23 protein-coding genes and 1 riboswitch are annotated in these 20,328 nt (G+C 56.2%); of the genes, 9 read left to right on the top strand and 14 right to left on the bottom strand.

Features of this window, described 5'->3' with window-relative positions; all coding sequences use genetic code 11:
- The first annotated feature begins 829 nt into the window (after window positions 1-829).
- Window positions 830-1,171 (top strand): pentapeptide repeat-containing protein, encoded by a 342-nt coding sequence (locus ADA16_RS10960; RefSeq protein ID WP_161797588.1) that lies wholly within the window; start codon window positions 830-832, stop codon window positions 1,169-1,171.
- 229 nt (window positions 1,172-1,400) lie between these two features.
- On the opposite strand, the gene ADA16_RS05425 is transcribed toward ADA16_RS10960, so the two are convergent.
- The 7 genes from ADA16_RS05425 to ADA16_RS05405 form a co-directional block, all read right to left on the bottom strand.
- Window positions 1,401-1,718 carry a hypothetical protein gene (locus ADA16_RS05425; RefSeq protein WP_048759855.1) on the bottom strand — a complete coding sequence of 106 codons (318 nt, stop codon included), beginning with the start codon at window positions 1,716-1,718 and terminating at the stop codon, window positions 1,401-1,403.
- Between the two features lies 1 nt (window position 1,719).
- Window positions 1,720-2,337, bottom strand: coding sequence for a hypothetical protein (locus tag ADA16_RS11120; protein WP_152680731.1), 618 nt, complete (start codon window positions 2,335-2,337; stop codon window positions 1,720-1,722).
- Window positions 2,338-2,509: 172 nt separating this feature from the next.
- Window positions 2,510-2,683, bottom strand: coding sequence for a hypothetical protein (locus tag ADA16_RS11170; protein WP_161797587.1), 174 nt, complete (start codon window positions 2,681-2,683; stop codon window positions 2,510-2,512).
- An 82-nt stretch (window positions 2,684-2,765) separates the two neighbouring features.
- The gene (locus ADA16_RS10955; RefSeq protein WP_082150659.1) at window positions 2,766-3,095 is read right to left on the bottom strand and encodes an IS110 family transposase; all 330 of its coding nucleotides are present in this window, start codon (window positions 3,093-3,095) and stop codon (window positions 2,766-2,768) included.
- A 471-nt stretch (window positions 3,096-3,566) separates the two neighbouring features.
- Window positions 3,567-4,904, bottom strand: a complete 1,338-nt coding sequence (locus tag ADA16_RS05415; protein WP_053084295.1) for a sodium/glutamate symporter — start codon at window positions 4,902-4,904, stop codon at window positions 3,567-3,569.
- Window positions 4,905-5,135: 231 nt separating this feature from the next.
- The gene (locus ADA16_RS05410) at window positions 5,136-6,179 is read right to left on the bottom strand and encodes a trypsin-like serine protease (protein WP_048759850.1); all 1,044 of its coding nucleotides are present in this window, start codon (window positions 6,177-6,179) and stop codon (window positions 5,136-5,138) included.
- A gap of 2 nt (window positions 6,180-6,181) precedes the next feature.
- Entirely contained in the window at window positions 6,182-7,138 is a 957-nt protein-coding gene (locus ADA16_RS05405; RefSeq protein ID WP_048759848.1) for a DUF418 domain-containing protein, read from the bottom strand.
- A 220-nt stretch (window positions 7,139-7,358) separates the two neighbouring features.
- On the opposite strand from ADA16_RS05405, the gene ADA16_RS11380 reads away from it, so the two are divergent.
- A complete protein-coding gene (locus ADA16_RS11380) occupies window positions 7,359-7,553 on the top strand; it encodes a hypothetical protein (protein WP_239659352.1) in 195 nt (64 codons plus the stop codon).
- A 57-nt stretch (window positions 7,554-7,610) separates the two neighbouring features.
- Complete coding sequence (locus ADA16_RS11375) at window positions 7,611-7,856, top strand: hypothetical protein (RefSeq protein ID WP_239659351.1); 246 nt, start codon at window positions 7,611-7,613, stop codon at window positions 7,854-7,856.
- Here ADA16_RS11375 and ADA16_RS05395 read toward each other — a convergent pair.
- The gene (locus ADA16_RS05395) at window positions 7,853-8,281 is read right to left on the bottom strand and encodes a low molecular weight phosphatase family protein (RefSeq protein ID WP_048759846.1); all 429 of its coding nucleotides are present in this window, start codon (window positions 8,279-8,281) and stop codon (window positions 7,853-7,855) included. The genes ADA16_RS11375 and ADA16_RS05395 overlap by 4 nt on opposite strands.
- Window positions 8,282-8,296: 15 nt before the next feature.
- Window positions 8,297-9,364 (bottom strand): ACR3 family arsenite efflux transporter, encoded by a 1,068-nt coding sequence (gene arsB, locus ADA16_RS05390; protein WP_048759844.1) that lies wholly within the window; start codon window positions 9,362-9,364, stop codon window positions 8,297-8,299.
- A 72-nt stretch (window positions 9,365-9,436) separates the two neighbouring features.
- Here arsB and ADA16_RS05385 point away from each other — a divergent pair, with 72 nt between their 5' ends.
- A complete protein-coding gene (locus tag ADA16_RS05385; protein ID WP_048759843.1) occupies window positions 9,437-9,775 on the top strand; it encodes an ArsR/SmtB family transcription factor in 339 nt (112 codons plus the stop codon).
- A 42-nt stretch (window positions 9,776-9,817) separates the two neighbouring features.
- Here ADA16_RS05385 and hisN read toward each other — a convergent pair whose 3' ends face one another.
- Together hisN and ADA16_RS05375 are read right to left on the bottom strand one after the other, a co-directional pair.
- Complete coding sequence (gene hisN / locus ADA16_RS05380; protein WP_048759842.1) at window positions 9,818-10,618, bottom strand: histidinol-phosphatase; 801 nt, start codon at window positions 10,616-10,618, stop codon at window positions 9,818-9,820.
- 10 nt (window positions 10,619-10,628) lie between these two features.
- Window positions 10,629-11,489: an inositol monophosphatase family protein gene (locus ADA16_RS05375; RefSeq protein WP_048759840.1), complete on the bottom strand. Its 861-nt coding sequence runs from the start codon at window positions 11,487-11,489 to the stop codon at window positions 10,629-10,631.
- A 47-nt stretch (window positions 11,490-11,536) separates the two neighbouring features.
- On the opposite strand from ADA16_RS05375, the gene prfB reads away from it, so the two are divergent.
- Window positions 11,537-12,649, top strand: a complete 1,113-nt coding sequence (prfB, locus tag ADA16_RS05370) for a peptide chain release factor 2 (RefSeq protein ID WP_048759839.1) — start codon at window positions 11,537-11,539, stop codon at window positions 12,647-12,649.
- 2 nt (window positions 12,650-12,651) lie between these two features.
- Here the strand turns inward: prfB and ADA16_RS05365 are convergent, their stop codons facing one another.
- Window positions 12,652-13,980: an HNH endonuclease signature motif containing protein gene (locus ADA16_RS05365; protein ID WP_239659350.1), complete on the bottom strand. Its 1,329-nt coding sequence runs from the start codon at window positions 13,978-13,980 to the stop codon at window positions 12,652-12,654.
- A 417-nt stretch (window positions 13,981-14,397) separates the two neighbouring features.
- On the opposite strand from ADA16_RS05365, the gene ftsE reads away from it, so the two are divergent.
- From ftsE to ADA16_RS05345, 4 genes are all read left to right on the top strand, one after another.
- Window positions 14,398-15,087, top strand: a complete 690-nt coding sequence (gene ftsE / locus ADA16_RS05360; RefSeq protein WP_048759837.1) for a cell division ATP-binding protein FtsE — start codon at window positions 14,398-14,400, stop codon at window positions 15,085-15,087.
- Window positions 15,088-15,135: 48 nt separating this feature from the next.
- On the top strand, window positions 15,136-16,038 hold the full coding sequence (gene ftsX / locus ADA16_RS05355) for a permease-like cell division protein FtsX (RefSeq protein ID WP_048759836.1): 903 nt from the start codon (window positions 15,136-15,138) through the stop codon (window positions 16,036-16,038).
- A gap of 83 nt (window positions 16,039-16,121) precedes the next feature.
- A complete protein-coding gene (gene ppk2 / locus ADA16_RS05350) occupies window positions 16,122-17,018 on the top strand; it encodes a polyphosphate kinase 2 (RefSeq protein ID WP_048759834.1) in 897 nt (298 codons plus the stop codon).
- 90 nt (window positions 17,019-17,108) lie between these two features.
- Window positions 17,109-18,236, top strand: coding sequence for an enoyl-CoA hydratase/isomerase family protein (locus ADA16_RS05345; protein WP_048759833.1), 1,128 nt, complete (start codon window positions 17,109-17,111; stop codon window positions 18,234-18,236).
- Between the two features lie 36 nt (window positions 18,237-18,272).
- Here ADA16_RS05345 and ADA16_RS05340 read toward each other — a convergent pair whose 3' ends face one another.
- Window positions 18,273-19,217 (bottom strand): MinD/ParA family ATP-binding protein, encoded by a 945-nt coding sequence (locus tag ADA16_RS05340; RefSeq protein ID WP_048759831.1) that lies wholly within the window; start codon window positions 19,215-19,217, stop codon window positions 18,273-18,275.
- 51 nt (window positions 19,218-19,268) lie between these two features.
- Window positions 19,269-20,063, bottom strand: a complete 795-nt coding sequence (locus ADA16_RS05335) for a YwiC-like family protein (protein WP_065421332.1) — start codon at window positions 20,061-20,063, stop codon at window positions 19,269-19,271.
- Between the two features lie 96 nt (window positions 20,064-20,159).
- A riboswitch (FMN riboswitch) is annotated at window positions 20,160-20,328 on the top strand.

Raw genomic sequence — 20,328 nt, 5'->3', positions numbered from 1 at the left:
AAGAAAAATTGCAGAAGTTAAGACCTACTTTTGAGGTCTGAACGATGACGAACTTAAGCAATTTTTCACCCCTGCGCGTTCGCGCTGGTCAGCCTCTAAGAAGTTGCAGATGTACATCTGCCAGAGGTGTGTTGCTCTTTAGGAGCAATGTGAAAAACACCACAAAGACGGTAAGGCATGTACTGATAGAGATTTGGAGGATGTGCTGAAGCACAGGTCTTTGAAATTAGTACACGAGAGAAAGTGCACGAATGAGAAAAAGAGTAGACCTAATTGCTTAGGCCGCATTCGGCGCAATGATGGTTCATACTCCAATCGCTGAGGCATCTTCGGAGGTAACGGATTTTGGAAGCATTGAAGGAATGCCGGTCTCAGAAGATCCGTTAAGTTCGGAATTACTTCTACGTGGCACTAGAACAGCCTTTATGTCAGGCGGGGGAGAGACGGCTATCGGATTGTCGGAGAGTGGGACGACAAGAATGGCCGACGAGTAGTGATGCGTGAACGTGCTCAATCAAAGATTCAGTCAAAACACGGGCTTAGTGCTAATGCACCGCGAGTAGTTACCCAGTATGCTCCCAAGATTGAAACCTTTAACGGCGGAGATAGAGTCGAATACCGATTGCCGATAGATCTGAGGGATGGGGGCCGATCAGGAAATGCCAGAAACTGGAGACTCGGGATGTTCTGGCAGTAGTCGGATTCAACAAGATCACCGATGGGCGACCATATGGTGTTGTAACAACATACTGCCCATGGGTACACGGACGCTGTCCTGACTGGGTAGTCAATTCTCCTTAGCTGAAGTAGGTGCTCGATGTACAGGGAAATGTCTGAATCCTCCCGTCGAGAATTACGAGGAAAAGACCTGAGGGGTAAAGATTTCTCAAACTATGATTTATCCGCCGCTGATTTTGAAGGCTCCCAGTGCCAGGGATGCTCCTTCCGAGGAGCAATGCTGGCGTGGTCTAACATGAGGAATGCGAACCTAATTGATGCAGACTTTGAAGGCGCATTCCTTAACGAGGTTGATTTTCGGGGTGCGGTACTTGATGGAGCGAAGTTTTTCGACGCTTGTCTTCTACCGGTTTATGCTGAACCTGAGCAGTTCAGAAACAGCATAGGACTGACCACATCCTCCGTTGATATACGCAGTCCAGATGGAAATTAGCGAGTGTTAGCGCCTGTTGTGGGGGGGGCAGCGTCTTAACTTTGTTTCTGCGCGGTGTTTTTCTTTGGGCATGGTGACTAAAGACAGAAGGGCACAAGCCCGCCGTCGTGCGCGCGAGCTTCAAAAGGAAGAAGCTGACCGTCTTGCCCGTATGACGCTGCTTCGGTTTCCGAGCCATAACCTTGTGCATCTCCCTATCTACTATGCATGTGGGGTTTTGACGCGCGAGTTAGGCGGTTTCCACCAAATGCCACAGCCCGGTTTCATCACTAAGACACAGCTCCGGTTGTATCCATTCCCTTTCATCGAGTTTGTACAGCTCCTCGTCCAGGAAAAGGCTGAAATACACGCCCTCGGGGTTGCTGGTGATATATTCCATCCGCTTCCAGCCAAGCTCCTTGATGCGTACAGGAATCTGCCACGGTAGGTCTGTTCCTTGGTATCGCACCAAACGAGCATCACCGTCAGCCCCGATAAAAGCAGCATGGTCGGCATCCACTGAGTCGTCTGCATTTAGAGCGTCAATAAACTTTTGCGCGAAACTCATGCTATTTACACTTCGACGTATTAGTAGGGTAAGCAGTGATGACATGATGACCGTGTTCAGCCACAAATTTTGATGGTTCAAGTGTCTGAACAATTATCCCGCGAACTTTATCGACTAAGTAGATTTGTGCCGAAGCGCAGAATTTGTCATCACGATTTGCAGTTGAAGGTGAGACTCTCTTTGACCAGGTGGTCCCCTCTAGCGCAGCATCGATTGCAATACGAATTAGGGCATCGCCATCCTTCCCTTCGATGGCTGCAAGCGACGACCATTCGGGGCGGTTCTGGCGGATATGTTTTAACCCATGTGAACTGTCTCCACAGCGCAACGTCACCTCGTTCGCATGCATAAAATCCTGAGGTGTTCCCAGGTCAACGTACTGCCAGCTTGCTACAGTCTTAAATTTATCTGTTGCAGGGCCACACGCTGAAAAAGGCGGTATCCCCGGATCCGGATTCCACGACAAGAACGCAGCACTTAACAGTGACTCATTGGGTACATCGGGCTTGACTCGCCACTCTAGAAGCCTAAGCCGCGTTAGCTCTTCGATATTTCCTGCAGCGTGCGCCGATGTGGCTAGTTGAACGAACGAAAGAAACGCTATTCCAATCCCGGCCATTAGCCTTAACGGTTTGCCTTCGCACCTTCCGCATAAAATACCCCTCCAAGGCTTACCAATGACTGATAGATATATAAATTAACATATATTAGATAGGATCATCCTAAACGAGGGTGAAGTTGAGGTCCCGGGGTAAGTCAACGCGTCCCATAGGTCACGCTCGCTCATTGCTTCACCGGTCATTGGTCAGCGCAGTAGAGCAAATACGTTCGATGTAGTCATCTACGTCGAGTTTTCCTTGCACAATTCGATACCCGCACTCAATGTCGTCGTCCGTGAGGACAATTCCCTTGGTGGTTGCCGACGCAGCAGCATTCCTTACGCGTCGCTTGGTTTTATCTGTCAATCCTCCAAGCCCATCTGGTAGTACATTCGGGCGTTAATGTGCCTCGGGTTTTCCCATCTACTGAGGCGTAACAAAAGCCGAGCTAGTTTGGATTTCTTCGATGCTTATCAGTATGGCCCGGGTAGAGGTCAGCAGCTTTGCGCATGGCAAGCCCTGGCAAACAGCCGATCTGGCAATCTCGGGCGCGGGCGACTGCAGTAGGAAAGGCGCCAATGGTGTTGGGCTGATCTACAACGGCAAGTACATGGCCGTGTTGTTGCAGGTTGTCAAAGGGTGTCGCGAGGCCTGACTTTAGTTGTGGAAGCGGCTTGGCGAAGAGTTTCTTTCTTTGTCGGTCGAGTGCACATGCTTGGTGTTCAGATTTGTCGACATCCATGCCGAGGAAAATGTCGATGGGGTGATTCGGCGACATAGCGGGCTCCTAGCAAACTGGGTAGATACGCCAGTCGCTGGTGTCGGGTGTCGGGACATTCGCTGCGAGCACCCACGTTACAAGGAGACCTAGAGATTCCGGCCGTGCCCCATTAGCTGTCAACGAACGTCCTGGTGCCGGGCGACAACACTCCCGGATCATGAAACTACAGGGCGATTCAGCCATACCCGGCCCAGCGACTATCCCCATTATCGGGGATAGCCTAAAGGTAATGGGGAGACTAACGCTATCGCCCTGTCTGGCATTTGTACCAGAGGTCATTGGTTCGAATCCATCCCCGCCACTAAGTTGGAACCCCAAGTTCGCGATGAACTGGCTCCGAAAGTTGGACTGGGGGTTTCTTGCGTTTCGGGAAATAGTTGGCAGGCAGGTTCGACCAGTCCATGGTGGGCTCACAACAGTAGAAGGCGACGGGAGCAGATTTTCCTTTCCCGCTCTCTAAAAAGACCTTTACGAAGCCTTGGCTTTCGATTTCTTCAGCCAGATCATTGGCGGAATCAGCAGCGCTAGGCCACCGATAAGCGCGACCCCACCGAACAACCACACCAATCCGGCGATGATGGCGATGGGTGCGAGGATGGCCGCCGCGATTTCGAAAGGTGCGAAGCCTACGTAGGCCATACCGAATTCTTCGAGGGTGCCGGATTTCTGCTCCGGGTCCACAATCTTCAGGACGGCGATGCCCGTGGCTACGGAAGCGGTTGCCCAGCCCCAGCTGAATACGGCGCGCTCGAACCAACCATATTCGAAGACTCGTGGTGCGACGTAGAAGAACAACACCAGGCAGAAGGCCAGACCCACGACGAACAGAATAATCAGCGGGACGATGTAGGTGGCCACCACTGCCGGCACAATCGACGCGATGCCCACTGCAACCAGGAAGTCCGTCGATGCACCGGAGACTGAACCCATCAACTTCGTATCCAGGTAGTGCGGTGCCTTAATCAGGTGCAGCACACCTACTCCCGCCAGGCCGACAAGGAAGGCCATCGCGAACAGCGGGAAGCTTAAGGCTGGGAAAGCGTCATTGACCCAGTTAGTCAGGATATTTGCCAGGAAGAGCGTCACCGCCAGTGCCGCCACGTGCAGCGCGATTGGCTCAATTGAGGACGGGCTCGTGGTCGCCCGTCCCACGCTTGGACGCTGGCCGGGAAGAGAGATGATGCCGGTACGCATGTCCTCCGGCAGTTTATCCAAGGCGGGCAGCTCGTTGGTGTGCCCCTTCTTTGAACCCCAGCGGGCAAAGATAACGCCACCGACAATTGCGGAAAACATGCCCACCGCGGCGGCTGTAAAGCCCAAACTCGTGGCCTCAGTCATGCCGGCCGAGTCCAGTGCGCCACCAACGGCTGCTGCCACACCGAAACCGCCGACGAAGCCGACGGGCAGCATGATGCCGAACCAGTCCGGAGTATTGAACAGCGGGGCGAAAAGAATCACGCCAAGCAGTGCGAAGAAGCCCCACTGTGTCAGGTACATGCCCACGGAATAGGACCACATTGTTCGCGCGCGCTGGCGAACCTTGGCATCGAAGTCCATTGTGAACGGAAGGGCACCGAAGACTGCGGCGATTAGAATCGTCGCATAGTCGCCGAAGTGCTCGCTGAACTGGATGATCCCCAAAGCGTTTGGGCCTAGTAGCAAGCCGAGTAGGCCTGCAGTAATCGGTGCAGGGATGAGGAGCTTCTGGAACCAGGGGATGAATCGCCGCATCAAATTACCGATGATGAGCAGCAACGAAATCCAACCGATATCCATCAAGATGTCGAAGGGCGTGTAACCATCCACGGGAATTGATTACCTTTCTCGTTGGTGGGGTTTCACCAATTAGCAATTATGTGAATCGCATCGTCGATTCTTAGAAAAATTGGAATAAAACCATAGGATTACCTCACGATTGTACGTCAGTTACCGAGAGATTTTGTGGCTTCAGTCACGATTAAGTTCCTCGCATGCACGATAAAAGCCGCCTACCCAGTACTTTCCGGGGAGGCGGCTTGTGGTTGTGGTTAGACGGTTCTACTGTCGGCCATTCCTAATGCGCGACCAGGCTGCTGCGACAACCAGGCCAACACACGCGATGGTGAGGTAACCCCACATGTGATCGGCGCTGGTCTGAATGGTCTTTGGCGGAGCAGGAGTGTTCTCTGCGGTTAGGACGCTTTCTGTGTCGCGACCAGAGGTGACACCGTCAATCCAGTCGGAGGTGCCTGCGAGGGTAGTGATTGCCGCGCTGGGGGAGGGCAGGTCAGGATCGCCATTGGAAGTTCCGGCGGTAGCAAGCCCGGCGAGCTTTCCATCGACGAAGAATGGTCCGCCGGAGTCGCCGCCCTGCATACCTGCACCGGAGACCGAATGCGCGTCCAGGATGGCGCTTTCGATCATCGGCATCATGGCAGCGTCGGCTGGGATGCTTTCCGTTCCCGCGGGGATGGACTCGGTTTGGGAGTCATCTGGCTTTACCGCATCCGGCATGACAGCCTCACCCGGAACAGCTTCACCTGGAGTAGCTTCACCAGGCGCAGCCTCACCTGGAGCAGCTTCACCAGGCGCAGCCTCACCTGGAGTTCCTTCAGACGGTCCGCCGCCCAGCAGCTCATTGACGACCATCTTGGCCATCGGAAGCTGTCCGGATCGGGCCATCGACGAGCTGCTGCTCCAACCGTAGAGAGTTCCCGTCTGCCCAGGTGTCGGGATATCGCGGGAAACCTTTGCAGGGGTTGCGTCAGTGACCTTCTCGGTCAAGTGAAGTAATCCTGCATCGGACACTGGAGACAGTGCCCAAGAATCGGCATCGTAGACCTTCCCGCCGATGCGGGCCTGGGTCCCTTCGTTGTTTACAGACTCCAGGCAGTGGCGTGCTGTGAGTACCCACTGATCGGCAACCAGCGTTCCGGTGCAGTCACCAAAATTGCCGACTTTGCCAATCTTCAGCGCGGCCACGGAACTGCTTTCAGCATTTGCCGGTGCGGGTTCGCCGTTTTCCAATGCAAGTGCTGGGGCGGAAGATAGAAGCAGCGTGGTGCTAACAAGTGCTGCGATGGAAAAAGATGTTTTCTTCACGGTTATTTCCCTTTCCCAGAAGGAACAATGGCCTTGATTGCGGTGGCAACGAGCTTTTCAGCAGGGCCCTGTCCCACAAACTTCTTCCAGAGACTTGCGATGATGAGGAAGAATACGATGAAACCTGCTGCGGACAACGTGGAATGCAATGCCACATTCTGTTGCCAATAAAACGCGGTGAGAACGTGCAGGATGTAAATAGTCAGTGACATTGTTCCCATGGCCGCGAATGGGTAGACCACGGTCGGGAAACGGTCGCCTACGAACAAGCACAAATGCAGCACAATGGCGGCAACAGCGACGGAGAGAATGATTTCTCCGAAGACACCGGTATGTCCGGTAAAGCGGAGCCAGCCAGCAATCTCGGGATCAAATCGGAAGTACATGCCGACGGCAGTGATAACAACGCTGACAGCGGTAACAATCCAGCTCAACCGAGTATTGGAGCTGGTCTCGGAGGGGGAAGTGCCTTGCAGGCGACCGCGTAGGTAGACGTCGTAAAGCAGCATGCCGCCGATGAAATATGCGATCCACGCCAGTAGCGGATAAATCTGTGGCAGCGTCATGGGCGCGTACTTAATTGTTGCGGCGATAGTTGCGGCGATGAAGAAGCCGACTCGCCACCAGGTTCCGAGCGCTGGCATCCAGGAAACCAGCATCATTACCAGCCCCATGACAACGAGGACCACCTGAATTTCTCCACCGACCGGCAACAGCGCCAGGCCGATGAGAATAATCAGAGCGCCGCGAGTGATCAGCCGCAAGAAGGTAGTGCTGCTGTAATTTCGGCCGATAATCATCATTGTGGCTCCGGCGATGATGGCGAACAGTGATGAGGGTAGGCCAGAGAGCACAACCTTTGTGCTCCAAAGCAGTGAGGCCATATGGACAATGATCATGCCGATGATGGCGAGTGAGCGCGCTATATCAAGCCCCACAATTCGTGAAGGTTTATTCACCCCAGATTTCTCCTTTACTACAACTTATCGGGAGGTGCTCTTTGGTAAAAAGTACTCCCTATAAACGTCTTAATGAAAACGACTTTCTAGTTGTAGCAGCTGAATCTGACAATACATTAAGTGAGCATGTGTAAAACACAGTGTTTCGTCTGTGTTTTTTCTGGGAAACTAGCGCGTTCAAAGAGCCCAGGGGCACGCGTAACCTAGTGGTATGAGATCAATGCTGACGAGTTTCACCTGGTCCGAGGTGCCAGGTGTATTCTTCGTGTACCTGTTAATCATTACCATCCCCACCGTCCTCGCATGGGTAGGTGCCGCGTGGCTGGCCAAAAAGTCCGGTGAGCGCATCGCATTTGGTCACACGGTTTTCGTCTTTGTCGCCGCATTCGTAATCTGCTTTTGTACGCTCGCGTGAACGCTCGAGGGCGAATACGACTATTCGCCGTGGCAGGTCTTCTGCTCCGGCTTCGCGATGGTCGTCCTCACTGCCTCTGCCATGATGCGCGTGCCCGCCCCAACTCTGAACGTGCTGCCCACCTGGTGGGCAGCGGTCGCCGGCTATGCCCTGTGCTGGAGCATCATCGCCGGCACTGACGACATCACCGGGCTTTGGGGAGTCGGTCTGATATTCCTGCTTCTCGGTCTCATCGCAGGCGTCGGCGCAGTCGTGTGGCTTACGCTGGCGATAAGGAGGCTTTTGTTGGATTCTGCCGCTTAGGGATTCTTAGTGGAACGGAGTTCGACAGCTAACTCGTCGATACGGCGCTCGAGGTCATCGCGAATCAGGTCCATGCGTTCTTTTCCGTCGATGCCTCGTTTTGAAGGCTCGTCAGTAAGCCAACGCTCGAGTGAGCCTTGAGCGTCCGAGGGGAGCTCTACATGAGCGGCATCGCCGATGATGACAACACGATCTGCAGTCCGGAGAATCGTGGGGTCAATGGGCTTTGGTGATGCACCGTCCATAGAGGCGCCGATTTCTGCAACTGATTTGGCTGCAAGCGCATTGGTAGTAGTTTTGGGGTTCGTTCCTGCTGAAAGGGCGGTGAACTGCGTGGCATATTTTGCAAGCGCAATGGCCTCGGCCATCTGGGATTTACCGGCATTTGCCACGCAGATGAAAAGTACCTTCGGGATTTCCTTCATTTCAGAATCCTTTTTCTATAGTTTGTCCGGTACGGAAAGGTCATTGGGGAAAAGGCGTGGCCCGAGCCAGCGGGTGACGTAGACAAGTGCAACGAGTACGGGTACTTCAATAAGTGGTCCAATCGTTCCCGCAAGTGCTTGCTGGGACAATGGGCCGAAGGTGCCAACCGCAACCGCAATTGCCAACTCGAAGTTATTTCCGGCGGCCGTAAAGGCAATCGATGCGGAGGTTGCGTAGTTCATGCCCGCGGCCTTGGCTGAAGTGAGAGCGATCGCGAACATGGCGAGGAAGTAGATCACTAGTGGTAGCGCCACTTTCGCAACGGTCCAGGGATTCTCAAGAATCTGCTGTGACTGAAGCGCAAAGAGCAACACGATTGTGTATAGAAGGCCGGCAAGTGCCAATGGTGAGATTTTGGGCAAGTACTCATTTTCATACCAGTCGCGACCACGGGTGCGTTCACCAATTATGCGTGATGCCGCGCCAGCCAGAAGCGGAATACCGAGGAATACCACTACGGATAGTGCGATTGCCCAAAAAGAAAAGGAGGCGGAAGTGGTTTCCAGTCCCAACCAGGAGGGCAGAATCTGCAGGTAGAACCACCCTAGAGCGCCGAACATGAAAATCTGAAATAGCGAGTTTACGGCCACCAATACGGCAGCGACTTCAGTATCGCCGCAAGATAGGTCGTTCCAGACCAAAACCATTGCAATGCAGCGGGCGAGACCGACGATAATCACGCCAGTGCGCAGTTCTGGACTATCACTGAGGAATATCCAGGCAAGGGTGAACATCAGTGCGGGGCCGAGAATCCAATTGAGGAAGACTGTGATGCCCATCAGCTTCCTGGATGTCAAAATTTTGCCCGTTTTGTCGTATCGAACCTTTGCGAGCGGTGGGTACATCATGACCAGCAAGCCGATGGCGATTGGTACGGAAATTGTCGCAATTTTTGCCTCTGCCAGCCAGTTCACAAGTGACGGTGCAATTTTGCCCAGAATGAGGCCAATTGCCATTGCAGCTGCAATCCATAGCGGCAAGAAGCGATCTAGGAAGCTGAGTGACTTTGTAGTCTGTGTCATAGTTTCCTGTGTAATCAATATATCGATGATTGTCAATATGTTTAGAGAGGAGGCCGTGTAGCCTCAACAGGTATGGACGAAATCTCAGAATGCTGTGCACTTGGCGGTCGGCCTCTCGACGCGGCGGAAGCGCAGGCTGCGGCAACGCTCTTCAAAGCGCTGGCGCAACCGGCGCGCCTGCAAATTTTGTCTCAGCTCGCTGCCGCTGGCTGTAGTCCGATGACCGTGGGGGATCTGGCCGCTGTTTCTGGGCTTAGTCAGCCGACGGTGTCGCATCATTTAAAGACCATGGCGGATGCCGGGCTGCTAACTAGGTCTAAGAGTGGACGGGTGGTAACCCATGAGGTACGCCCTGAGGTATTTGCTGAGCTGCGACGTATCCTGGATATCGGTCACGCGGACGGGAGATAGTGAGCCGCTCGTCGCAAATCGCGGTAGGTTGGAAAACCCTGTTTACCCGTTCAGGCGCTTGACGACGGCGTCGTGAAGCAACCCATTCGTCGCAACCGCGTCCCCGCCGTGCGGCCCGTCGACACCTGCTAGGGAAGTGAAGCGGCCGCCAGCTTCCTCTACCAGGATTGCAAGCGGAGCCAGGTCCCACAGGGAAACTTCCGGCTCAGCGGCGACATCGACCGCGCCCTCGGCTACCAGGCAGTAGGAGAAAAAGTCACCGTAGCCGCGCAGACGCCACGCGTCATCGGTGAGTTCAATGAAGTTGTCGCGCAAATCGCGTTCGGCCCAACCTGTGAGCGAAGAGTTGGAGATTGAGCAGTCTGCGATGTTCGCCACCTTCGAGACCTCAATGCGGCGCTCGGCGGCGTCCCGGCCACCAACCTGCGAGCGCTTGAATGCGCCGTCGCCCTTAGACGCCCACCAGCGACGTCCCAGCGCAGGTGCAGAGACCACGCCGACAACGGGCTTACCGTCCTCCAACAGGGCAATCAAGGTGGCCCAGACCGGGACATTGCGCACGAAGTTCTTTGTGCCGTCGATGGGGTCGATGACCCACTGGCGGCCCTCAAACACAGCTTCGCCGCCGAATTCTTCGCCGAGAACCTCATCGCTCGGGCGTTTTGCCGACAGAATCTCGCGGAGCAGCTTTTCACACGCGATATCGGCATCGGAGACCGGCGTGAGGTCAGGCTTGGACTCGACGACTAGATTGGCCGCCTCGAAGCGGGACATCGTGAGGTCATCGGCTGCGTCGGCAAGCGACAGTGCGAGGGCGAGATCTTCGGAGTAAGAGGTGGTCATGGCCGAAATTCTAGCGCAGAACCTCACGCAGCTCAGCGACCTGGCCACTTGAGCCCGCCAGCTTCCATCGGCCAACCGCCTCGCATTCGCCACCTGCGCCCGTAATAAGCGCATAACCAGGCAGCCAGTCCCAAGCCGCGACGTCGCGCTGGAACCATACGCCGATACGGCCGTCGACAACGCCTGCCATATCCACCGACGCTGAGCCCAGCATGCGCCAGGTAGCGCTGCGGGACACCGCATCCAACCAGGACTTTGTAGCCGTGACCTCGGATTCTTCGCTCGAGCTCACCACTGTGGTGTGGAGGTACGTCGCTGCACAGACTTCCGAGAGGGGACGGTTAGTGACCCGGAGGTCATCAACAGTGCCATCGAGGTTGATACGAGTGGTAGGGAGATTGGGGCCACCAATCCAGCTCTCGCCCGTGGCAGGTCGGTGCACCGCGCCGAGAATGACCTCATCCGGATCGTTCGCATCGCCCATAACCAGCGCCAATGCGCTGCACCAGTAGTCCGAGCCCGTGGTGAAGTTGTAGGTGCCATCGACGGGGTCAATCACCCACGTGCGACCCGATTGGGACTCCTTCGCCGACCCTTCCTCGCCAAGGATGCCGTCCTCCGGGCGGAGCGCTGCCAAGGCCTCGACGACGAACTTTTCCGCTGCCCGGTCGGCCGCGGTGACAACGTCGGAAAGCGATGTCTTGTACTCCGTGACCAGGCCTTCGTCACGCATACGAGCGGCAATGGCGGCGGCGCGCTTGACGATGGCAACCGCAACACTGGTATCCGATGCCACAATCGACTCGGATACTTGGGAGAGGAAGAGTTCTAGATCTTGGCTGGAATCTTGGCTGGCGGTGGATTCAGACATACGTCCTATTGTGCACCGAAACAGGCGGTATAGCTAAGGTAGTACCCGTGAACCCGGATCTGAATGCTGACCTCAAAGAACTCGACGCGACGCTGACCACCATTGAGAAGGTGGTCGATGTCGACGAGCTTTCCGACCGGATCAGAGAGTTGGAAGCCCAGGCCGCCGACCCGTCGCTGTGGGACGACCCCGACCACGCGCAGCAGGTCACCAGCGCACTGTCGCAGGCGCAGGCGAAGAAGAAAAAGATCGACTCGCTACGCGGGCGCCTCGACGACCTCTCCGTGATGTACGAACTCGCGGAAGATGAGGACGACTCCGATGCCGTCGAGATGGCCGACGCCGAACGCGCCGACCTGCGTGCCGATATCGAGTCGCTCGAGGTCACGACCATGCTTTCGGGGCCTTACGACGAGCGCGAGGCGGTCATCAACATCCGCTCCGGTGCCGGTGGCGTGGATGCCGCCGACTGGGCCGAGATGCTCATGCGCATGTACCTGCGCTGGGCCGACAAGCACGGACATAAGGTCGAGGTCTACGACACCTCCTACGCTGAAGAGGCCGGTATTAAGTCCGCCACCTTCGTCGTTCACGGCGAGTACATGTACGGCACCCTCTCGGTCGAGCAGGGCGCGCACCGTCTGGTTCGTATTAGTCCTTTCGATAACCAGGGGCGCCGCCAGACCTCCTTCGCTGAGGTCGAGGTGCTGCCGGTTGTCGAGGAAACGGATCACATCGACATCCCCGAGTCAGATTTGCGTATCGACGTCTACCGTTCCTCCGGCCCAGGTGGGCAGTCGGTGAACACCACGGACTCCGCGGTGCGACTTACGCACGTCCCGACCGGCATCGTGGTGACTTGCCAGAACGAGAAATCCCAGCACCAGAACAAGGCTTCCGCCATGCGAGTTCTGCAGGCGAAGTTGCTGGAGAAGAAGCGCCAGGAAGAACGCGCGGAGCTGGATGCTCTCGGCGCAGGCGGCAATGCCTCGTGGGGTAACCAGATGCGCTCCTATGTGTTGCACCCGTACCAGATGGTCAAGGATCTGCGTACCGAATACGAAGTCAACAACCCACAGTCGGTCCTTGGCGGTGACCTCGACGGGTTCATCGAGGCCGGTATTCGCTGGCGCATGGCTCAGCAGTCCGAAGGGGAGTAGCGCTAGAAGGGCGGCTCGTCTTCGATTTCTTCGTTGCTCTCGTCCTCGTTCAATCCTAGTTCTTCACGAGCCTGATTTGTCAGCTCCTGTGATTCGCGGAGATTTTCCAACCTTTGTTCGTTGTACTCCTTGAGTGTCTGTGCTTTCTTCGTCTTGCGTAGATCGAAAGAGTAGCGACCGTGACCGGCGAGCGGCCCCGACTCTGTGCTGATAAGGGCAGCTTTTTCAGCGCTCTGATTGGTGGTGGAGGTCCAGTACTCCACGCCGTCGATATCGCGGACGACATTCCAAAGGCCGGCCGTTTTTAGATTGTGGTGTCGACGACACAGGCAATGGAGGTTGGGCGTTTCGGTTTGGCCACCTTCTTCGGGATTCTCGTGGTTATACGGCTGAATGTGGTCGATGTCGCACTTCGTTGCATCGACATTGCATCCAGGAAAGCGGCAGGTGCCGTCTCTGCCTTGGACGTAAGTCCGCTGTCGCTCTGTTGGCGAGTACTTTTCCGTTTTCTCGTCGGCTAGTAGCCGGATACTAGTGACCCGGTCGAGCCACGATTCAGTGGCGATTTTGTTGATCCACCCCAGACCGCCGATCCATGCCTCCTGCGGCTTGTCTTGAGTAAGTGGGCAGTACAGATTCAACGTGGCGGTGACCTGAGCAGTCCCGTGCAGAAGGTGTGAAAAAGCCTCGACGAAGTCGCAGTCCTGATCAGCGGTAATTTCTTCCAAGACCTTCTGAAACTCAATTGCCCGCTCAGGCATCAGTTCCATGGTGACTTCAGTGAGGTTGTCCTTTAACTCGAACTTTATAGATTCGCCAGCTTTTTGCTCGATGCCTTTTTGAAACGAAGTAATCGGCGGGTCGTACTCATTTTTAGGGCGCAATAGCGGGCTGACTTCATTAATAAATCGCTGAATATTCTGTTGAAGACTCCGAACCCCGCGAAGAACTTCACCATTGACTCTCGGCGTGATCAGTTCGAGGAGATGGTCTTCGAAATATTTCACAGTAGAGGCGTCATCCAAGGGGAGGATGGCTGTGGCAATGACCCGCATGTGGGGAAGCGGTAGCTGTGCGCGTTTGAGCAGAAGCTCTTTCAACCGCGGGAGCCGCTCTAGCTGCATCCCGATATCGATGTACTGGAGTGTTCTCCCGCGTGACATGCCAAGAGCTGGAGCGATTTTGGCGATGTAATCTTCGACGTCTTTTGTTGAAGAAGACGGAACACAAGCAAGGGCAAGCTGCAGATCAGCTCGATTACGGTCAATTCCAAGACGTGCTGGTGCTGTTTGAGAAATCTCATGGTGAAAGCGTGGCGCTGTTGCTTCCATCGCCGCAGCGTAAGTGCGTTTCCGTGGTATATGTTCCCCGCTGGCCATTGTTGAATCCCCCTGAAAGATAAGACCTGGACGTTGAAATGTTGAAATAAGGAAGAGGTAGGGAAAATATTTTCGACTAACTCTGAGTGTCAATTTTCCGAGCTTTAAGCAGATCAGCGACGTTATTTGGTGTTTTTAATCCCCGCGTTTAATCTTTCATCGCTCATTATAGTCGAACTAGTGAGCGAGGCAAAGGGGGATTTGGAGATTTTTTGAGAAAATAATTTCGACAGGAGCTGTGGTGTGCTCCCATGCGGCCGCGCGCCTCGAGGGGTAGTGCTCAGCGCCGCCCAATCTCGCATGGTTCAATGTTCAATCCCATGCATTCCAGAGTGACTTGAGTGGCTTAAGTGATTAGAGTGTCTATCTATGATCACTTTCGACGGGGTTACCAAGTCCTACTCGACTTCTAGCCGACCAGCTCTCGACGATGTTTCAGTCCACATAGATAAAGGTGAGTTTGTCTTTCTTATTGGACCGTCGGGCTCTGGTAAGTCGACATTCCTGCGCCTTATGGTGCGTGAAGAGAAAGTGGATTCAGGAAAACTGACGGTCGCAGGCCAGGATCTGACCAAGATTTCTCGCCGCAACATCCCGAAATTGCGTCAAAAGGTGGGGTACGTCTTCCAGGACTTCCGCCTGCTGCCAAAGAAGACCGTGTACGAAAATGTCGCGTTCGCATTGCAGGTGATTGGCAAGCCGAAGGCGAAAATTGACAAGGCTGTTCCGGAAACGCTTGAAATGGTCGGACTCTCGGGCAAGGAGAACCGCTACCCGCACGAGTTGTCGGGTGGTGAGCAGCAGCGCGTCGCCATCGCTCGCGCCTTCGTCAACCGCCCGCTCATCCTGCTTGCCGACGAGCCCACCGGCAACCTCGACCCAAGCACTTCCGGTGACATCATGCTCTTGCTTGACCGCATCAATCGCATGGGCACGACGGTTATCGTGTCGACTCACGACAACGATGCCGTGGACTCCATGCGTCGCCGCGTACTGGAGCTGGAACTGGGGCGTCTTGTGCGTGACGACGCCACGGGTGTTTATGGCCTGAACAATTAGTAGATAGTCCATCGGTAGAAGAACTCATTCGAAAGGTATTACTGACCTATGAAGACTCGCTTTGTCCTCGGTGAGGCTTTCTCCTCCTTGGGCCGAAACATTACGATGACCATCGCGATGGTCATTACGACTGCGGTGTCGTTGGCGCTGCTCGCGACTGGCATCCTGGTTACTGAGCAGACCAGCCGTACGAAGGATCTTTATCTCGATCGCGTAGAAGTGCAGATTGAGCTGAATGAACAAATCTCCGCCGAGGACCAAACTTGCTCCTCGCCGGAGTGCGCTGAGGTCGTCGACAAGCTTGAAGAGGCTGATGGCGTTGATTCGGTGACTTTCCGAAATCGTCAGCAGAACTTTGACCACTTCGTGGAGATGTTCAAGGACAGTGACCCCGTGCTCGTGGAAAACGCGACGCCGGAGTCGCTGCCGGCTGTCGTGATGGTGCGCCTGACCGATCCGACAGACGTCAGCCCGCTGGATCCGATTCGGGAGTTGCCACAGGTCGACCACGTCACTGACCAGCATGAAGAGGTCGGAACTGCGGCGCAGAACTTGGATTCGGTGCGAAATGCGACCTTCCTGCTGGCGGCAGTGCAGGCCGTTGCCGCGGTGTTCCTGATTGCGAACATGGTGCAGATTGCGGCGTTCTCGCGTCGTAAGGAAGTTGAGATTATGCGCATGGTCGGTGCCAGCCGATGGTTTACGCAGGCGCCGTTCGTTCTTGAAGCTGTGATTGCGTCGCTGATTGGTGGACTGCTGGCTATCGGCGCGCTGTTCCTGGGTAAGGCGACGGTCATCGATCCTGCGCTGGGCAACCTGTACAAGGCACAGCTCCTGGCGCCGCTGACCAACGGCGATATTGGTGTGGTGGCGCCGATTGTGGTCATTATCGGCATGGTCTTCGCAGGCCTTGTTGCGCAGGTCACGCTGCGTCTTTACTCGCGTGACTAGGGCCCCAATTAGGTTTGCGATTAGACCCCTCGGTTAAACCCGGTGAATAGGGTCAGGGCAGGGTGCCGGGTAAGCTGGGGACTATGAATAATGACGACGTTCAGCGCCCACCGAAGCTCGACAAGAAGGCTTATGAAGCCGAGCTCAAAAAGCTCCAGGCAGAGCTCGTCGAAATGCAGCAGTGGGTGGTAGAAACCGGTGCCCGAATTGTCATCGTGATGGAGGGTCGTGACGCTGCCGGCAAGGGGTCGGCCATTAAGCGCATCACGCAGTACCTGAATCCCCGTACCTGTCGCATTGAGGCTCTGCCGGCTCCGACGAGCCGTGAGCAGGGTCAGTGGTACTTCCAGCGTTATGTCGAAAAGCTGCCAACTGCCGGCGAAATCGTGATTTTCGACCGCTCCTGGTACAACCGCGCCGGCGTTGAGCGCGTCATGGGCTTCTGTACCTCGCAGGAGTACCGTCGCTTCCTGCACCAGGCTCCAATCTTCGAGCGTCTGCTGGTTGAAGACGGCATTATCCTGCGCAAATACTGGTTCTCCGTGTCGGACGAGGAGCAGGTTGCTCGCTTCAAGTCCCGTCGTGAAGATCCGCTGCGCCGCTGGAAGCTCTCGCCGATGGACCTGGAGTCCATCACTCGCTGGGAGGACTACTCCCGCGCTAAGGATGAGATGTTCATCCACACTGATATCCCGTCCGCACCGTGGTTCACGGTTGAGTCCGAGGACAAGAAGCGCTCGCGTATCAATGTCATCAACCACCTGCTGACCACCATTCCGTACGAGCACATTCAGCGGGATGTTCCGGAAATTCCGGAGCGTCCGGAGTCTGAGGGGAGCTACGAGCGTCCACCGCGCACTGAATTCCGCTATGTGCCGGACGTGGCCGCGAAGCTCGAAGCTGACCGTGTGAACGGTGCAGGCAAGTCCGGTAAGAAGGGCAAGAAGCACAAGAAGGACAAGAAGAGCAAGAAGAAGTAGCTTCGTTGTTCAGGCAGTTCTAGCCGCCGTCAGTCGTTCCATCAAGTCAGAGCCTTTCCATAGATAGTTATCTGTGTCACACTGGGTGGCATGACTGCTACTGATAACGGTTCTGGCACTGCACGCATCGAGGTCAATGAGCCAAAGGTGCTGCGAGAAGTCCACGGGCGATCAGGTCACCTTCGGCTGAACAGGCCGAAGGCGCTTAATTCGCTCGATTTGGATATGGTCACCGAGGTCGTCGAGGGGCTCCGCGCATGGCGTGACGACGACCCGGTGGACCACATTGTTGTTTCATCCGGTCACCCCAAGGCGTTTTGTGCCGGTGGTGACGTGCGCGCAGTTCGGCAAGCTGTGCTCGATGGTGTTCCGGAGCAGGGGGAGAAGTTCTTCCGGGACGAGTACGAGATGAACGCGATGATTGCGGAATTCGCGCAGTCCAAACCATATATCGCGATTATTGATGGCATCGCTATGGGCGGTGGCCTGGGAGTTTCCATGCACGGCTCCCACCGAATCGTGACCGAGCGAGCCAGCGCCTCCATGCCAGAAATGGCAATCGGCTTTGTGCCTGACGTGGGCATTACCTATTTTTCACAGCATGTGAACACTCAGCTGGGCGGGCCCTCGCCGGCGATTGCTCGGTTTGCAGGACTGACCGGTTACCGCCTAACTGCGGCGGACATGCTGTGGACTGGATGGGCAACGCATGCGGTGCCATCCGCGCAGCTGGAGGAGTTTGTCGCGGCACTGGACCGAGATGGAATTGATTCGGCGCTTGCAGAGTATGCGCTCGATGTGGACTCGGCTGAGGCTCGTGAGCTGCTCGGTGAGCCGCAGCTGGCCGAGTGGACCGATTGCATCGAGGCCTGCTTCGGCGCTGATAGCTGGTTTGAGATTGAGCGTGCTCTCAACGAGGCCGCAGAGGCTGGCTCCTGTGCGTCGTCAACAGTGGAGACCTTCCGTGACCTGCTGGCACCCGCCAACCCGGAGAGTCTCGTGGCGGCAGTGGAGCTCTATGCAGCGAACGCGGGTCCGGAGGTTACGCTGCAGGAGGCTCTGAACCGGGAGATGAAGCTCGGCGCTTACATGCGTCAACACCCCAATTTTGCCGAAGGCGTGCGGGCGGTTTTGGTGGACAAGGACCGCGACGCCACCTTCAAGCCCGCCTCCGTTCAGGAGGTCGATGTCGAGGGGATTCGTCAGCACCTGAGCTAAATAAGATCGCGCTCAATAGGGCTAAATAGGCCAGTGCTAGACAAAGCTGTGACGGCCCGTAGTCGGCGCAAAATCATCGGCAATCATGGCCGCCAGCTCGAGATAGCTCTGGGCGGTGGCGGGTTGGAGATTGTCCAGCTCAATATTCGCGCCATTCGCAATGTGCGGGTCATAGGGGATGACCTGCACTGCGCGGCAACGCTGGGTAAATAGCTCGTGCACGGTCTCTGTGGACAGCCCCTGTTTGTTCAGTTCGTTGACCACCACGACAGTGGTAGAAACCAGCCGTTCGAAGCCGTGCGCTGAAAGCCAATCCAACGTCGTCCAGGCACTCTTCACCCCATCCAACGCGGGCGTGGTGACCAGCACCAAGCAATTGGCCGCAGACAGAATCGAAGCGGCGATGGGCTGCGTCAGGCCGGTGCCGCAATCAGTCAGGCTGACGTTGTAATGCCGCCGAAGGATGTCGAGGGCCGCGCAGTATTCACCGTCGGAAAGCGCGATTGTAGATGTCGGATTTTGGTCGCTGCCGACAACCTCCAGGCGCGATGGAGTGTGAGATGTGTACGCGCGGACCTGCGCGTATTTGTCCGTGTCCGGGGCGCGCAGCAGGTCGCGAATCGATGCCGGATTGGTCGAAGCGACACGCGCGCCGAGTGTGCCAAAGTCCGGATTCGCGTCGACGGCGACGATGCGGTCGCTGCGCAGGCTTGCAAGCGTGGCGCCCAGGCACATGGTTGTCGATGTCTTGCCGACGCCGCCCTTCACACTGATAACAGCGATGTTGTAGTCACCGTAAATCGGCTGGCGCACCCGCTCTATCAGTTCGCGTTGCTTGCGTGCCGACGCCGATTCCCGCGGCGAAATTGCGCCCCATGTAGCCTTATGAACCCAGCTGCGCCAGCCCGACTGCGGTGTCTGGCGCGAGTCCAGGCTGGCTGCCAAATCCGAGACAGAAAGTGCGTGATTGGTGGAAGTCATAGACTTCGTCCCCTCCCCAAAATTCCCCAAAGTTTGTCCCCGCCGTTGTTTTTACCATGCGGCCAGGACCACGGCGAGCCCAAAGACAGCATCGAGAATTCCGACCTGTTTGGGTGTCCATGGCTTAGCGCGGCGAGCACCGGAGATTGGCATGGCAAAAGACCTGATGAGAAGCCCAATGGCGACAATGGGCACACCGATGCTGATGAGATCCCGGTCGCGGAGCAGTATCCACCCGATGATGGCCGCAGCGGTAATGAGGGCGTGGTAGGTGACTGAGCCAATGAGCCACTGTCGGCTGCCGCGTTTGCGAATCATAGTTTTCACATAGGGCACGGTGCCGACGAAATACCCAGCGTAGATAGCCGCAATTGCCCAGGCTTTCGGGGTTGGCCCGGCAATAATGGGCACCATGAGGCTGGCGGCTAGAACAGTGGAGACACCGGAGAGAAGTGAGCGCGGTCGGCGCTGGTAGGTCTCCCAAATAGCGATAGCGGCAAGAGGGGCAATGAGGGCGACCCAGGTGAGGAGGGAAACGTCGGCAAGCAGTGTGATGCAGCCGGCGACGGCGGTGAGCGCGGTGTATGTGGCGGCGGGTGCGAGGTGGCGGCGTTGGCGGCGGGAGCGGAGCCAGACGCTGACGGCGAAGAACGCGAAGTAGCCGAGCAGCCAGGTCGCGGTGACCGAGAGTCCGGTCCATGTGGGGTTGAGCGCGAGTGCAGTCAGCGGAGGAATGGTGACCATGAACCAGGCGCCGTGCTGGTCAGGAATCCAGCCAGCGGAACGCTTGCGGTGGGAGTGGCGGGTGGGGCGAGGAGGTCTGGGCTGGCGGGGCTTTCGACTCATACTACGCATTATAGATACGTAATTATGTCGAGGTTGAGTTGAGACCTCGTTGAATAAAATGCACATGCGCGCAAGACAACAGTGCTAACGTTGAAATCGCATTCTCAGGGCGAGGTGAAATTCCTCACCGGTGGTGAAGCTGCGGCTGACGCAGACAAGTCCACGAGCGCCCTACCTGCGGCCAAGGGGTTGTCAGGTAGGGGACAAGCAGATTTCGGTTGGAATCCGAAACCGACGGTCATAGTCCGGATGAAAGAGAAGGAGT

Source organism: Corynebacterium vitaeruminis, from assembly GCF_001054325.1.
Classification (GTDB): domain Bacteria; phylum Actinomycetota; class Actinomycetes; order Mycobacteriales; family Mycobacteriaceae; genus Corynebacterium; species Corynebacterium vitaeruminis_A.
The sequence above is the reverse complement of the archived record's forward strand: the minus strand, read 5'-3'. Positions and strand labels throughout refer to the sequence as shown.